This window comes from Pseudomonas sp. zfem004, assembly GCF_032621715.1.
GTDB lineage: Bacteria > Pseudomonadota > Gammaproteobacteria > Pseudomonadales > Pseudomonadaceae > Aquipseudomonas > Aquipseudomonas sichuanensis.
This window is the reverse complement of the sequence record NZ_JAVYJF010000015.1, coordinates 121904-135570: the sequence shown is the minus strand read 5'-3', so window position 1 is coordinate 135570 and position 13667 is coordinate 121904. Positions and strand designations below refer to the sequence as shown.

The window sequence follows — 13667 nt, the reverse complement described above, 5'->3', positions numbered from 1 at the left end:
CACATCACCGCACCACTGCCAAGGAACTTCAAAGGCCTCAGTATGACCAGAACCAATCCCTTGATCCGCAACAGCCCCCAGAATGCAACCGTCACGATCCTGCCAGCGTGGGGTGAATGGTTGAGCGACGAAACGCTGCACACCCTGATCGATCACCCATTGCTCAAAGCCATGCGCTCAGGATGCGTTTCCCTGGAGGGCATGCGCCAAGTGCTGACGCAGCATCACTTTTACGCTCGCCACTTCACCCGCTTCCTTTGCGCGATCATCAGCCGCCTCGACTCACTCGACGACATCAAGCTGCTGATGGCAAACCTTCTGGAAGAAATGGGCGTCGAGGGTGACCACGACGCCACCCACGCGGAACTGTTTCAAAAGACGCTTCGAAGCGTGGGTGCCACGCCGCTGACAGAGGAACCTTTACCTCAGACCGCCGACCTGGCACGCACCATCCTGGGCTTGTGCCGCCAAGATGATCCTGCTGAAGGTCTTGCTGCCCTGTGCCTGGGGGCAGAGGCTATCGTGCCGCTGATCTATCCGCCCATGCTGATGGCGCTGGAGCACCTGGGCGTCAGCGAAGCGGGCCAGGAGTTCTTCCGTTTGCACATCGACGAAGACGAAGACCATGCCCTGAAAATGCTGGGCATCCTCAAGCGCATGACGGATCAATCACCCGCAAGGAAAACGCAGGCAATCGCGGCCGGGCACCTGGCGATCGCCAAGCGATGCGACATGTTCGACGCCATCTTGCAAAAACTGATCGACGATCAATGCTCTGGGGCACCCATGCCAATGCAGGGCAGGTAATACGGCGCGCAAACGCAAGAAGGGCGACCCTTGCGGGTCGCCCTTCTTGATGCCCGGATACCGGGACTTTGTTTGGTAGGCACAATTGGACTCGAACCAACGACCCCCACCATGTCAAGGTGGTGCTCTAACCAACTGAGCTATGTGCCTGTCGTGTGGGGCGCATATTAGTGATCGAAGACCTACCTGTAAAGCGTTTTTTTCAAAAAAATCAAAAACTTTGCGGAACAAGCCAGATCGGCCGAAAACATCTGCCGGTAGCGTCCGGCCAGGCGAAAGGTACAAAGGCCGACGCAGTAACTTGCATAATGAAAGTTACTGGAGGATAGTCACTCCATCCAAGGCATGACATCCAAGGTCAAGACCATGAAGAAAGCCAGCTTCCAACCCATGCCCTGCCCGGTGGCTCGCGCCCTCGAACACATCGGCGACGGCTGGAGCCTGCTGATCCTGCGCGATGCGTTCTACGGCCTGCGCCGCTTCGATGAGTTCCAGCACAGCCTGGGCATCGCCAGCAACACCCTCACCCGCCGGCTCAACGACCTGATCGCATCAAACCTGCTCGTGCGCCAGCCCTACCAGCACAACCCACCCCGTTTCGAGTACCTCCTCACCGAGGCCGGTCGCGACCTGCGCCCAGTGATCCTGACCCTGATGGCCTGGGGGGCAAAGCATGCCGAAGGCTCGAAGAAGGTCTACCTCGCCGACGAACACACCGGCGAGCCGGTTGCCCTGGCGCTGGTGGATACCAACACCGGCCGCCCCATCACCGTGGACGACCACCGGCTGCGCATTTCGCCCGATGCCGACCCGCTGACCCACTGGCGCGCCGAAACCGGGCGGGCCTACCGCCAGGGCGATGCCCTCCCCAGCCAAGCCTCTGCAGAGGACTGAACGCCATGAACGCTCACGTTGCCCCCACCCCCGAGCAGTCCGCCCCGCCCACGACAAACAAACCGGGCAGGAAAAAAGCGGCCTTGCGCCTGGCCGCGCTGGCACTCGCGGTGGTCGGCGCCGTGGGCTATGCCAGCCATTGGTGGGCTAGCGCGCGCTTCGTCGAAGATACCGACGATGCCTACGTGGGCGCAGATGTCACAGTGATCAGCGCCAAGGTGCCGGGGTATATCAGCGAAGTCGCGGTGCTGGACAACCAGTTCGTCAAAGCCGGTGACCTGCTGGCGCGCATCGATGTGCGCGATTACCAGGCAGCACTGGCCAAGGCCGACGGCGCCGTGGCCGCGCAACGGGCACGGCTGGCCAACCTGGATGCCGTCGAGCTGCTGCAGCAGGCCATCATCAGCCAGGCAAAGGCCCAGATCGACGCACGCAGCGCCGAAGCGCAACGGGCCCAGCACGACCGCGCCCGTTACCAGACCCTCGTAAACAGCCAAGCGGTGTCGGTGCAAAGCGCCCAGCAAGTCGAGGCCACCTGGAAAACCGCGCTGGCCGACCGCGCCCACGCCGATGCCGGCCTACAGGCGGCGCGTCAACAACTGGCGGTGATCGGCACCCAGCGTGAGCAGGCCCTGGCGGCCCTGGCCCAGACCGAAGCGGACCGCCAGCAGGCGCAACTGAACATCGGCTACACCGAACTGCGCGCGCCGGTGGACGGTTATGTGGGCAACCGCCGGGCCAAGGTGGGGGCTTATGCCGCTGCCGGCAGCCAGTTGATTACGGTGGTACCCGCTCACGGCCTGTGGGTGGACGCCAACTTCAAGGAAGATCAGCTCGCCCGCATGCAGGTGGGCCAGGCCGTCAGGGTGACCGCCGACATCCTGCCGGGCCGTACCTTCCAGGGCCACGTCGAGAGCATCGCGCCGGCCACGGGCGCACAGTTCAGCGTGCTGCCCGCCGAGAACGCCACGGGCAACTTCACCAAGATCGTGCAGCGGGTGCCGGTACGTGTGCGCCTGTCGGGCAGCGATGCCGAATTCGGCGCGTTGCGCCCGGGCCTGTCGGTGGTCGCCGAAGTCGATACCAGGCCCCAGCCCCTGCCGCAGCCTGAGGTTGCGTCGGCAGGCCGGCCGTGACCAGCGAACTGCCCGCCCTCAGCCCCGCACAAAAGGTCACGGCCTTTGCCTGCATGTGCGTCGGGATGTTCATTGCCCTGATCGATATCCAGATCGTCTCGGCGTCACTCAAGGACATCGGCGGCGGGCTCTCTGCCGGCGCCGACGACACCGCCTGGGTGCAGACGGCCTACCTGATCGCGGAAATCATCGTCATCCCGTTGTCGGGCTGGCTGTCGCGGGTGATGAGCACGCGCTGGCTGTTCGCCGCCTCGGCCGCCGGCTTCACCCTGACCAGCCTGCTGTGCGCATTGGCCTGGAACATCCAGAGCATGATCGCCTTTCGCGCACTGCAAGGGTTTCTCGGCGGGTCGATGATCCCGCTGGTGTTCACCACAGCGTTCATCTACTTCAGCGGCAAGCAACGGGTGATCGCCGCCTCGGTGATCGGCGCCATCGCTTCGCTTGCCCCCACCCTGGGCCCGGCGGTGGGTGGCTTGATCACCGATGTGTCGTCCTGGCACTGGTTGTTCTACATCAACCTGGTGCCCGGCCTGTTCGTCACCGTCGCCGTGCCGCTCCTGGTCAAGGTCGACCGCCCCAACCTGGCCCTGCTCAAGGGCGCCGACTATCTGGGCATGGCCTTGATGGCGCTGTTTCTGGGTTGCCTGGAATACACCCTGGAAGAAGGCCCGCGCTGGAACTGGTTCAGCGACCGCACCATCGCCACCACGGCCTGGGTGGCTGCCATTTGCGGTGTGTTGTTCGTCTGGCGCAGCCTCAGGATCGACGACCCCATTGTTGACCTGCGCGCCCTGCGCGAGCGCAACTTTGCCTTGGGCTGCCTGTTTTCCTTCATTACCGGGATCGGGATTTTCGCCACGATCTACCTCACACCGCTGTTCCTCGGTCGGGTTCGCGGCTACGGCGCACTGGACATCGGCCTGGCGGTGTTCTCCACCGGGGTGTTCCAGTTGCTGGCCATCCCGGTCTACGCCTTTCTGGCCAACCGCGTGGACCTGCGCTGGATCCTGATGCTGGGGCTGGCGCTGTTCGGTATTTCGATGTGGGACTTCTCATCGATCACCCACGACTGGGGCGCCAAGGAACTGCTGCTGCCCCAGGCCATACGCGGGTTCGCCCAGCAGATGGCGGTGCCGCCGACCGTGACCCTGACCCTGGGCGCACTGTCACCGGCGCGCCTGAAACTGGCTTCGGGCCTGTTCAACCTGATGCGAAACCTCGGTGGCGCGATCGGCATTGCGGCCTGTGCGACCGTGCTCAACGATCGCACCAACCTGCACTTCCTGCGCCTGGCCGAACACCTGAACGCCAGCAACGAGGGCATGAATCGCTGGCTCGAGCAATGGCGCGACAACGCCCAGGCACTGGGCCAGAACAGCCTCGACGCCGGCCAGGCGGCGTTGCACCAGCTGTGGGGCCTGACCTGGCGTGAAGCGCAGACCATGACCTTTGCCGATGCGTTCCTGGTGATCATGCTGTGCTTTGCCATCGCCACCCTGCTGGTGCCCCTGATGCGCAAGGTCCAGCCGCCGCCACAACCATCGGCCGACGCCCATTGATACCCCGCGTCATTCAAGGGATGACGAAGTTCACCTCGATGTTGCCACGCGTCGCCTTGGAGTACGGGCAGATCTGATGGGCCTCGGCCACCAGGTTCTTTTTGTCCGCTTGCACAAGGCCAGGCAAGTGCACGGTCAACTGGGCGGCCAGGATGAAACCGCCGTCGGCGCTGTTGCCTAGGGAGACTTCGGCATCCACCGCCACACCTTCCGGTACGCGTACATCAAGCTTCTGCCCGGCCCGGCGCAGGGCGCCGATGAAGCAGGCCGACCAGCCAATGGCCAACAGCTGTTCGGGGTTGGTGCCAGGGCGGCCGGAACCGGGCGGGCTCAATGCCAGGTCGAGCTCGCCGCCGATGGCCTGGCCGCGCCCGTCGCGGCCACCGCTGGTGTGGGTGCGGGCGGTGTAGAGGATGGTGGTCTGCTGGGTCATGCTGCTGCTCCTTCACAAAGGTCGGGGAAGGCGTGGCCGGGCCTGTTGCCCGGCGTTGTGCCTTGGGCAGTGCCTAGTTTCAGTTCCTGGCCTGGCTCAGCTTGCTGTACAGGTCGGCCGGGAAAGGCTTGCCATTGGCATCGAACTGGCCCTTGCGGAACTGGTACACCTCGCTTTCCGACAGATAGCCGTCGTGATTGGCGTCGATGGCGTCGAACTCGGCATTGGCCTTGGGCGCCACCGCCAGCAGTTCGGCGCGCGAGACACGGCCATCGTGGTCGGTGTCGGTACGGGCGAAGGAGGCATCGCCGCACTTGCCTTCACCGCACTTGCCTTCCGTCTGGGCGCCCTTGGCCTGGGCTGCGCCGGCGCCGCATTTACCCTCGCCACACTTGCCTTCCGCGGCCTTGCCGGCGGCGGCGAGCTGGTAGCCCTGGGGCAGCGCCTCCACGGCAAAGGCGGAAGCGGTGAGATTGATACCGCCCACCAGGGCGATGGTGAGCAGGCCGATACGAGTCTTGGTGTTGGACATGTGTTGCTCCGATAGCGGTTGGGTTGTGCCATGAGGTCCCGGAGCATCGCCGGCAGGCTTTGCGTTCGGGCTGACGCATTTGGCCCCAGGCGTGTATCCGGGGCGTATCCATCGGTAGCGGTATTTGTAAGCAAGGTTGCAAAGGCCGGGGGCAGATACAAAGAGATACATCCTCGGGACGGGATGGGCACCGCTGCCAGCTCGACCGTCAGGGTGAACCGAGCATCGCCTTTTTGATATGTTTATTTTCACCGTGTTGATTTGTGAAATTATTTGTGTCACTTTCAATTCCGCCGACCCCTCGCCCGTGCAGCGCGGGGCGGCATTGCCTACCCACCGGAGTCGATAAAATGAACAAGACCGGACTTCTCGGCGCACTGGCCTTCTGTGCCTGCAGCGCCCTCGCCCACGCCGATCAAGCAAGCCTGCGGATCGGCATCGAGGCGGCCTACCCGCCCTTCTCCTACCGCACGCCCGAAGGCGAACTTGCCGGCTTCGACTACGACATCGGCAATGCCCTGTGCGAGCAGATGCAGGTCAAGTGCCAGTGGGTGATCCAGGAGTTCGACGGGATGATTCCGTCGCTGAAGGTGCGCAAGATCGACGCCGTGCTGTCGTCCATGTCGATCACCGAAGACCGCCTCAAGTCGGTCGATTTCACCGACCGCTACTACCACACGCCAGGCAAGTTCGCGATGAAGGCCGGCAGCCGTCTCGACGTACCTGCCGTGGACCTCAAGGGCCGCAAGGTGGGTGTGCAGCGTGCCTCCACCTATGACCGTTTCGCCACCGAGCAACTGGAGCCTGCGGGCGTCGAAGTGGTGCGCTACGCCTCGCAGAACGAAGCCTTTCTCGACCTGGTGTCCGGGCGCCTGGATGCCACCCTCGCCGACATCGTCAACACCGAGGAGAGTTTCATCAAGACCCCCGCCGGCCAAGGCTTTGCCCTGGTCGGGCCGGACATCAGCGACCCCCAGTACTTCGGCCGTGGCGCCGGTATCGCCGTGCGCAAAGGTGACACCGCCAACCTGGCGCGCCTCAACGCCGCCATCGCCGCGATCCGCGCCAACGGCACCTACCAGCAGGTGCAGAGCAAGTACTTCCCGTTCGATATCTACGGCCAGTAACGCTGGCTCGCGAGGGTTTTCATCATGCTTCACGGCTATGGATCGAGCATTCTCGAGGGTGCCTGGCTGAGCATCGAACTGGCCCTGCTGGCCATGGCACTGGCCATCGGCCTGGGCCTGTTCGGCGCCGCCTGCCGGCTGTCACCCTTCAAGTGGCTGGCGGCGCTGGGCGAGGTCTACACCACGGTGGTACGCGGCATCCCTGACCTGGTGCTGATCCTGCTGGTGTTCTACGGCGGCCAGGACCTGGTCAACCGCCTGGCGCTGGCCTTGGGTTACTCGCAGTACATCGACATCAACCCCTTCATCGCCGGGGTCAGCACCATGGGCTTCATTTTCGGTGCGTACCTGTCGGAAACCTTCCGTGGTGCCTTCCTGGGCATACCCAAGGGCCAGGCCGAGGCCGGCGCGGCCTATGGCATGAGTGGCCTGCAGGTGTTCTGGCGGATAAGCCTGCCGCAGATGGTGCGCCTGGCGCTGCCGGGGTTCACCAACAACTGGCTGGTGCTGACCAAGTCCACCGCGCTGATCTCGGTGATCGGCCTGCAGGACATGATGTTCAAGGCCAAGAACGCGGCCGACGCCACCCACCAGCCATTCACCTTTTTCCTCGCCGTCGCGGCGCTGTACCTGCTGCTGACCAGTGTGTCGCTGGTGCTGCTGCGCGGTGTGGGACAACGTTACTCGGTCGGCTACAAAGCCGCCGAGCTGTAAGGGAGCCGCTGCGATGATGCTCGACTACCAGCTGATCTGGCAGAACCTGCCGCTGTACCTGAACGGCATCGCCCTGACCCTCAAGGTGCTGCTGATTTCATTGGCCTGTGGCCTGGCGCTGGCAATCCCCCTGGGGCTCATGCGGGTTTCGCGCCGGTGCCTGCTGCGCTACCCCGCCTGGCTTTACACCTACGTGATCCGCGGCACGCCGATGCTGGTGCAGCTGTTCCTGATCTACTACGGCCTGGCCCAGTTCGAAGCCGTGCGCCAAAGCCCGCTGTGGCCGTACCTGTCCAGTGCGACCTTCTGCACCTGCCTGGCCTTCGCCCTCAACACCAGTGCCTACAGCGCCGAGCTGTTGGCCGGCAGCCTGCGGGCAACCCCGCGCGGCGAGCTGGAAGCGGCCCGCGCCATGGGCATGTCACCCCTGACCCTGTACCGGCGCATCCTGCTGCCCTCGGCCTTGCGCCGGGCCCTGCCGCAGTACAGCAACGAGGTGCTGATGATGCTGCAGACCACCAGCCTGGCCTCGATCGTCACCCTGGTGGACATCACCGGCGCTGCAAAAACCTTCAACGCACGCTACTACCTGCCCTTCGAGGCGTTCATCACCGCCGGGCTGATCTACCTGGCCCTGACCTTCCTGCTGGTGCGCCTGTTCAAACTGGCCGAGCGCCACTGGCTGGCCTACCTGGCCCCACGCAAGCACTAAGGAGCCTGCATGCAGCACATTGACCACACCTTGCCCTGGAGCGCCTGCGGCACCCAGCGGACCCTGCGCGTGTTGCGTTTTGGCAGCGGGCCGCGCAAGGCCTACATCCAGGCTGCGCTGCACGCCGACGAACTGCCGGGCATGCGCGTTGCCGTCGAGCTCAAGCGACGCCTGCTCGAGCTCGAGGCCCAAGGCCGGCTGATCGGGACCGTCGAACTGGTGCCCCTGGCCAACCCGATCGGCATCGGCCAGATGTTCCAGGCCACTCATCAGGGCCGTTTCGAATTCAACAGCGGCAAGAATTTCAACCGCGACTTCCCGGCACTGACCCAGGCACTGGCCACGCGCCTGGAAGGCCGCCTGGGCGACGACGAGGCCAGCAACGTGGCCACGGTTCGCCAGGCCATGGTCGAGCTCATCGACGCCCTGCCGCCGGCGCAGTCTGAGCTGGACGGTTTGCGCCGCCTGCTGCTGCGCCACGCCTGCGACGCCGACCTGGTGCTGGACCTGCACTGCGATTTCGAATCAGTGATGCTGCTTTACGCCATGCCACAGCACTGGCCGCAGCTGCGCTCGTTGGCCGCGCGCCTGGGCGCCGAAGCGGTGCTGCTGGCCGAGGGCGCCGGTGGCGATGCGTTCGATGAAGCCTGCGCGGCGCCGTGGTTGCAACTGCGCGCGCACTTCCCCCAGGCCGAGATCCCCCTGGCCTGCGTGGCCACCACCATCGAGTTGCGCGGCATGGCCGACACCGGTCGCGAGCAGTGCCAGGCCAGCGCCGAGCAGATCCTCGGCTACCTGGCCGAGCAAGGCCTGATCAGCGGCCACTGGCCGAGCGCACCGGCGCTTGGCTGCCAGGCCACGCCCTTCGCTGGCGCCCAGTACGCCTACGCCGAGCACCCCGGTGTGGTCAGCTATCTGCAACCCCTCGGGGCCCGAGTGCGGGTCGGCGACCCGCTGTTCGAGGTCATCGACCCGCTCAGTGATCGCCACAGCGTGGTGCGGGCCACCACCGACGGCATTCTCTACGCCCGCGAACGCCTGCGCTTTGCCCAACCGGGCCTGTGGCTGGCCAAGGTCGCCGGCAATACCCCCATCCGCCAGGGTCGCTTGCTCAGCGACTGATACCTACGAGTACCGACGATGAACAAACTGCACATCCAGGACCTGCATAAAAGCTATGGCAGCCACCAGGTGCTCAAGGGCGTGTCGCTTGCGGCCAACGCCGGCGACGTGATCAGCATCATTGGCTCCAGCGGCTCGGGCAAGAGCACCTTCCTGCGCTGCATCAACCTGCTCGAACAACCCAATGCCGGGCAGATCGTGGTCAACGGCGAGCAACTCAAGCTGCGCGAATGCCCGCGTGGCGGGTTGAGGGCGGCCGATCCGCGGCAATTGCAGCGCCTGCGTTCGCGGCTCTGCATGGTCTTCCAGCATTTCAACCTGTGGTCGCACATGAGCGCGCTGGACAACGTGATGGAGGCGCCGGTACAGGTGCTGGGCATCAACCGCAAGGAGGCACGGGAAAAGGCCGAGCATTACCTGAACAAGGTGGGCGTCAGTCACCGACGCAACGCTTACCCGGCGCACATGTCCGGTGGCGAACAACAACGGGTGGCCATCGCCCGGGCACTGGCCATGGAGCCGGAGGTGATGCTGTTCGACGAGCCCACGTCAGCGCTCGATCCGGAACTGGTCGGCGAAGTGCTCAAGGTGATGCAGGACCTGGCCCAGGAAGGCCGCACCATGGTCGTGGTCACCCACGAGATGGGCTTTGCCCGGGAGGTGTCGAACCAGTTGCTGTTCCTCCACCAGGGCGTTGCCGAAGAGCGCGGCGCGCCGCGCGAAGTGCTGGCACGGCCGCAATCCGAGCGCTTGCGGCAATTCCTTGCCGGCAGCCTCAAGTAAGCCCCTTCGGCGCTCTGCGGCCGTCCGCCGCGGGGCGCCTTGGGATACACTACGGCCCAACTTTTCAGGGAGCTTCGCGCTGGATGCCGAGCCATTCGAAGAACACCACCGTGTATGCCTCGCCGGTCATGCGCAAACTGTCGGAAAGCCTGGCCGAGCTGCCGCCTTCGCTGCGCAAGGTCGCCGACTATATCCTGCGTCATCCCTTGAAGGCCGCGACCCTGACCATCGAAGAGATGGCCCAGGCCACCGCGACCTCGCCGGCGGCGGTCAATCGCCTGGCCAAGGCCCTGGACCTGGGCGGCTACAGCGGCATGAAAGCAGAGCTGGTGACGACCCTGCAGCAGATGGTCTCGCCGGTGGACAAGCTGCGCAACGAGCTGGCCCAACGCCCCGACGGCGACTTTGGCCTGCACGAGCAGATCCAGAGCGCCAGCAGCAACCTGGCGACGACCGCCAGCAACAACCAGGCCGACACTTTCGAAACCTTCGTCAAACGCCTGCTCGCGGCCCGCAAGGTCTATGTGCTGGGGTTTGGCAACAGCGCCTACCTGGCCAGCCTGGCAGCCTCGACGCTGGTACCGTTCTGCAACGACGCCCTGGCCATCAGCATGGAAGGTGGCAACGAGAACGCCGCCTACAGGCTGGCGGTGATCGACGAACAGGACGTGCTGCTGGCGATCGCCCTGCCGCGCTACTCCCAGGACACGCTGCAACTGTCACGCTATGCCCGCGAGCGCAACGCCACGGTACTGGCGATCACCGACTCACCGGCCTCGCCGCTGACCGCCATTGCCCACCATGTGCTGTTCGCGCCCGCCGACCATCCGGTGCTGACCAGCTCCAACATCGCCGTGCTGGCGTTGATCGAAGGGTTGGTGGCCGGCGTCATGGCACGCAACAAGGAGGCGGTGAAGCTCGCGACCGAGCTGACCGAAAGCGTGATGGCCTATCTGCATGTGCCTGGCGGTAAAAGCAGCAGGGGCTAGCGGCGGAGTTGGCGCGGGAGCCATCGCTCCCGCACCGAAGTGTCGAGACTAGAATCTAGCGCAAACAAAAAGGGCGACCCTTGCGGATCGCCCTTTTCGATGCCCGGTAAGCCGGGACTTTGTTTGGTAGGCACAATTGGACTCGAACCAACGACCCCCACCATGTCAAGGTGGTGCTCTAACCAACTGAGCTATGTGCCTGTCGTGTGGGGCGCATTCTACGCGTTACAAAATCGCTGTCAACGCTTTTTTTCACGCTAAGCTACTGAATCTTAAAAATATTTGAAAATGGGTAGCGAGAGGGTCGGCGTAAAGGATTTTCACCGGACGACTAGCGGGTGTTTATTATTATTGATAGCATCGGTACATTCGTTAAAAATATAAAACACGAGGTTACTCGAGCATGGCCACTACCCCCTACCCCCAGTCCTACTACGCCGCCTCGGCCAACCCGGTGCCGCCACGTCCGGCGCTGCAGGGTGAGGTGGAAACCGATGTGTGCATCATCGGTGCCGGCTACACCGGCCTGTCCAGCGCCCTGTTCCTGCTGGAGAACGGCTTCAAGGTGAGCATCGTCGAGGCCGCCAAGGTCGGCTTCGGCGCTTCGGGCCGCAACGGCGGCCAGATCGTCAACAGCTACAGCCGCGACATCGACGTGATCGAACGCACCGTCGGCCCTAAAGAAGCACAACTGCTGGGCAAGATGGCCTTCGAGGGCGGGCGCATCATCCGTGAGCGCGTGGCCAAGTACAACATCCAGTGCGACCTGAAGGACGGCGGCGTGTTCGCCGCGCTGACCAGCAAGCAGATGGGCCACCTGGAATCGCAAAAACGCCTGTGGGAACGCTTCGGCCACACCCAGCTGGAGCTGATGGACCAGAAGCGCATCCGTGAAGTGGTTGCCTGCGACAGCTATGTCGGCGGCATGCTCGACATGAGCGGCGGCCATATCCACCCGCTGAACCTGGCCCTGGGCGAAGCCGCGGCGGTCGAGTCGCTGGGCGGCATCATCTATGAGCAGACCCCGGCCATCCGCATCGAGCGTGGCGCCAACCCAGTGGTGCACACCCCGCAGGGCAAGGTCCGCGCCAAGTTCATCATCGTCGCCGGCAACGCCTACCTGGGCAACCTGGTGCCGGAACTGGCCGCCAAGTCCATGCCATGCGGCACCCAGGTGATCACCACCGAGCCGCTGGGCGAGGAACTGGCCCGCACCCTGCTGCCGCAGGACTACTGCGTCGAGGACTGCAACTACCTGCTCGACTACTACCGCCTGACCGGCGACAAGCGCCTGATCTTCGGCGGTGGCGTTGTATACGGCGCGCGCGACCCGGCCAACATCGAGGCGATCATCCGCCCGAAAATGCTCAAGGCCTTCCCGCAGCTCAAGGACGTGAAGATCGACTTCGCCTGGACCGGCAACTTCCTGCTGACCCTGTCGCGCCTGCCGCAGGTGGGTCGCATCGGCGACAACATCTATTACTCGCAAGGCTGCTCGGGCCACGGTGTGACCTACACCCACCTGGCGGGCAAGGTACTGGCCGAGGCCCTGCGCGGCCAGGCCGAGCGCTTCGACGCGTTCGCCGGCCTGCCGCACTACCCGTTCCCGGGTGGCCAGATGCTGCGCGTGCCGTTCAGCGCCTTGGGCGCCTGGTACTACAGCCTGCGTGACCGTCTGGGCTTCTGACAAACCAAGCGCAACAACAGTCGCGGGGCAAGCCCGCTCCCACGCCTATCAATACCTGGCGTGGGAGCGGGCTTGCCCCGCGATTTTTTACTCAATGCCCCAGGCTATTGACCGCCTGCTTCGCCGCAATCTCCTGCCCCGAACGCGCCAGCTCATCCGCCGCCTGCAACCAGCGCTGGCGATCCACCTGGGCCGGCAACTGCCGAGGCGACTGCACCAGCACCGCCCAACTGCCCTCCTTGGCCCACGCCGACTCGAAACTGTCGAAGCTCATCAACTGCCGCCGGTGCATGCCTGCGCGCAGCAGTACCCGCTGCTTGTAGCGGTCATACCCGATCAGCACGGCGTAGCGTGGCTCGCTCCACCAGGCCGAACCTTCCTGAAAACGCAGCAGCACCGGGTAACCGGCGGCCACTTGCGCCAGCAACGCATCAAGCCGCTTGTCCAACGGGTACACGACCATGCCGTATTCACGCGCTACCTTGGGGATCGTGCTGTCCAGCGACTCGGCGGCCCCAGGCAGGCCCAGCGGCTTGTCCAGCAAGCCCGGGGTGATCGGCGCGCCCTTGGCCGACAGCAGCGCCGCCAGCGCCATCGCGCCACTGTGGTTGGCATTGCCGCGGTAGAACGGCACGCTGCTGATCTCGACCCGCTGCGGCAGGCTCTTGAGCGCCGCCGGGGGGGGGCTGGCGCAGCCGGTCAAGGCAGCGGCCACCAGGCAAGCGGCAAGCAGGCGACGGGGGCTCGAACCCCGGGACTTGGGAAGGTCTTGCAACATGGGCACTCGCTTGTTCCGACGCCAGGCGGATGCCGCCCGGCCATGGCCACCGATCATAGGCCGCCGCCGCGCCCGGGTATAGCCCGGGCCGTGCTTGGAACCAAACGGCCCAAGCACTCGACCTTCGGTCAATGGAACGTCACAGGCGCCGGGCTAGACTATCAACTGTGTCCGGGATGACGCGTTGCCCGTCACGCAGAAGGAGGCATTCATGACCCTGTCCATGGCAATCCTCATGTTGTTCGGCATGTGGCTCAGCGTTGCGGCCGCCATGCTCTGGGGCGTGCTGCGCATCGTGCGGCGGCATTCCCATCCCCACCAACTGCCCACGCAGCCCCTGGCCAAAGCGCAGCAAGCGCGCCGTGCACGGCGCCATGCCGGTGCGCACTGA

Annotated in this window: 15 protein-coding genes and 2 tRNA genes; 12 read left to right on the top strand and 5 right to left on the bottom strand. The window is 64.6% G+C overall.

Annotated elements, in window-relative coordinates; translation table 11 throughout:
• Positions 1–42 precede the first annotated feature (42 nt).
• Positions 43–807: a TenA family transcriptional regulator gene (locus RTH46_RS17325; protein WP_153788532.1), complete on the top strand. Its 765-nt coding sequence runs from the start codon at positions 43–45 to the stop codon at positions 805–807.
• Between the two features lie 73 nt (positions 808–880).
• Here the strand turns inward: RTH46_RS17325 and RTH46_RS17320 are convergent.
• Positions 881–957: transfer RNA gene (locus tag RTH46_RS17320), tRNA-Val, on the bottom strand.
• A gap of 216 nt (positions 958–1173) precedes the next feature.
• Between RTH46_RS17320 and RTH46_RS17315 the strand changes: the two genes are divergently transcribed.
• Genes RTH46_RS17315 through RTH46_RS17305 form a run of 3 tightly spaced genes read left to right on the top strand, consistent with a single transcriptional unit; the run spans position 1174 to position 4399 of the window.
• Positions 1174–1701, top strand: coding sequence for a winged helix-turn-helix transcriptional regulator (locus tag RTH46_RS17315; protein ID WP_153789080.1), 528 nt, complete (start codon positions 1174–1176; stop codon positions 1699–1701).
• 5 nt (positions 1702–1706) lie between these two features.
• Positions 1707–2837, top strand: coding sequence for an HlyD family secretion protein (locus RTH46_RS17310; RefSeq protein ID WP_153789081.1), 1131 nt, complete (start codon positions 1707–1709; stop codon positions 2835–2837).
• Between the two features lie 53 nt (positions 2838–2890).
• Positions 2891–4399 (top strand): DHA2 family efflux MFS transporter permease subunit, encoded by a 1509-nt coding sequence (locus RTH46_RS17305; RefSeq protein ID WP_316906225.1) that lies wholly within the window; start codon positions 2891–2893, stop codon positions 4397–4399.
• Positions 4400–4412: 13 nt separating this feature from the next.
• On the opposite strand, the gene RTH46_RS17300 is transcribed toward RTH46_RS17305, so the two are convergent.
• Together RTH46_RS17300 and RTH46_RS17295 are read right to left on the bottom strand one after the other, a co-directional pair.
• Entirely contained in the window at positions 4413–4832 is a 420-nt protein-coding gene (locus RTH46_RS17300; protein ID WP_153789083.1) for an organic hydroperoxide resistance protein, read from the bottom strand.
• Positions 4833–4911: 79 nt separating this feature from the next.
• Entirely contained in the window at positions 4912–5364 is a 453-nt protein-coding gene (locus tag RTH46_RS17295; RefSeq protein ID WP_153789084.1) for a hypothetical protein, read from the bottom strand.
• A gap of 350 nt (positions 5365–5714) precedes the next feature.
• On the opposite strand from RTH46_RS17295, the gene RTH46_RS17290 reads away from it, so the two are divergent.
• From RTH46_RS17290 to RTH46_RS17265, 6 genes are all read left to right on the top strand, one after another.
• Entirely contained in the window at positions 5715–6491 is a 777-nt protein-coding gene (locus RTH46_RS17290; RefSeq protein ID WP_153789085.1) for an ABC transporter substrate-binding protein, read from the top strand.
• Positions 6492–6515: 24 nt separating this feature from the next.
• Positions 6516–7205, top strand: coding sequence for an ABC transporter permease subunit (locus RTH46_RS17285; protein ID WP_316906203.1), 690 nt, complete (start codon positions 6516–6518; stop codon positions 7203–7205).
• Positions 7206–7218: 13 nt separating this feature from the next.
• Positions 7219–7917 (top strand): ABC transporter permease, encoded by a 699-nt coding sequence (locus tag RTH46_RS17280; protein ID WP_110994742.1) that lies wholly within the window; start codon positions 7219–7221, stop codon positions 7915–7917.
• A 9-nt stretch (positions 7918–7926) separates the two neighbouring features.
• On the top strand, positions 7927–9039 hold the full coding sequence (locus RTH46_RS17275; RefSeq protein WP_316906202.1) for a M14 family metallopeptidase: 1113 nt from the start codon (positions 7927–7929) through the stop codon (positions 9037–9039).
• 18 nt (positions 9040–9057) lie between these two features.
• Complete coding sequence (locus RTH46_RS17270) at positions 9058–9822, top strand: ABC transporter ATP-binding protein (protein ID WP_316906201.1); 765 nt, start codon at positions 9058–9060, stop codon at positions 9820–9822.
• Positions 9823–9905: 83 nt separating this feature from the next.
• Positions 9906–10811, top strand: a complete 906-nt coding sequence (locus tag RTH46_RS17265) for a MurR/RpiR family transcriptional regulator (RefSeq protein WP_153789089.1) — start codon at positions 9906–9908, stop codon at positions 10809–10811.
• 124 nt (positions 10812–10935) lie between these two features.
• Here RTH46_RS17265 and RTH46_RS17260 read toward each other — a convergent pair.
• A tRNA-Val gene (locus tag RTH46_RS17260) sits at positions 10936–11012 on the bottom strand.
• A gap of 202 nt (positions 11013–11214) precedes the next feature.
• On the opposite strand from RTH46_RS17260, the gene RTH46_RS17255 reads away from it, so the two are divergent.
• Positions 11215–12498 (top strand): NAD(P)/FAD-dependent oxidoreductase, encoded by a 1284-nt coding sequence (locus RTH46_RS17255; protein WP_110994738.1) that lies wholly within the window; start codon positions 11215–11217, stop codon positions 12496–12498.
• A gap of 91 nt (positions 12499–12589) precedes the next feature.
• On the opposite strand, the gene RTH46_RS17250 is transcribed toward RTH46_RS17255, so the two are convergent.
• Entirely contained in the window at positions 12590–13333 is a 744-nt protein-coding gene (locus RTH46_RS17250) for a peptidase C39 family protein (protein ID WP_316906200.1), read from the bottom strand.
• A gap of 154 nt (positions 13334–13487) precedes the next feature.
• Between RTH46_RS17250 and RTH46_RS17245 the strand changes: the two genes are divergently transcribed.
• Positions 13488–13667 (top strand): hypothetical protein, encoded by a 180-nt coding sequence (locus RTH46_RS17245; RefSeq protein ID WP_153788850.1) that lies wholly within the window; start codon positions 13488–13490, stop codon positions 13665–13667.

Coding starts and splice junctions, on each gene's coding strand:
- RTH46_RS17285 (WP_316906203.1), top strand. CDS start 6,516: ATGCTTCACGGCTATGGATCGAGCATTCTCGAGGGTGCCTGGCTGAGC.
- RTH46_RS17300 (WP_153789083.1), bottom strand. CDS start 4,832: ATGACCCAGCAGACCACCATCCTCTACACCGCCCGCACCCACACCAGC.
- RTH46_RS17275 (WP_316906202.1), top strand. CDS start 7,927: ATGCAGCACATTGACCACACCTTGCCCTGGAGCGCCTGCGGCACCCAG.
- RTH46_RS17325 (WP_153788532.1), top strand. CDS start 43: ATGACCAGAACCAATCCCTTGATCCGCAACAGCCCCCAGAATGCAACC.
- RTH46_RS17250 (WP_316906200.1), bottom strand. CDS start 13,333: ATGATCGGTGGCCATGGCCGGGCGGCATCCGCCTGGCGTCGGAACAAG.
- RTH46_RS17305 (WP_316906225.1), top strand. CDS start 2,891: ATGTGCGTCGGGATGTTCATTGCCCTGATCGATATCCAGATCGTCTCG.
- RTH46_RS17290 (WP_153789085.1), top strand. CDS start 5,715: ATGAACAAGACCGGACTTCTCGGCGCACTGGCCTTCTGTGCCTGCAGC.
- RTH46_RS17295 (WP_153789084.1), bottom strand. CDS start 5,364: ATGTCCAACACCAAGACTCGTATCGGCCTGCTCACCATCGCCCTGGTG.
- RTH46_RS17255 (WP_110994738.1), top strand. CDS start 11,215: ATGGCCACTACCCCCTACCCCCAGTCCTACTACGCCGCCTCGGCCAAC.
- RTH46_RS17265 (WP_153789089.1), top strand. CDS start 9,906: ATGCCGAGCCATTCGAAGAACACCACCGTGTATGCCTCGCCGGTCATG.
- RTH46_RS17280 (WP_110994742.1), top strand. CDS start 7,219: ATGATGCTCGACTACCAGCTGATCTGGCAGAACCTGCCGCTGTACCTG.
- RTH46_RS17310 (WP_153789081.1), top strand. CDS start 1,707: ATGAACGCTCACGTTGCCCCCACCCCCGAGCAGTCCGCCCCGCCCACG.
- RTH46_RS17245 (WP_153788850.1), top strand. CDS start 13,488: ATGACCCTGTCCATGGCAATCCTCATGTTGTTCGGCATGTGGCTCAGC.
- RTH46_RS17315 (WP_153789080.1), top strand. CDS start 1,174: ATGAAGAAAGCCAGCTTCCAACCCATGCCCTGCCCGGTGGCTCGCGCC.
- RTH46_RS17270 (WP_316906201.1), top strand. CDS start 9,058: ATGAACAAACTGCACATCCAGGACCTGCATAAAAGCTATGGCAGCCAC.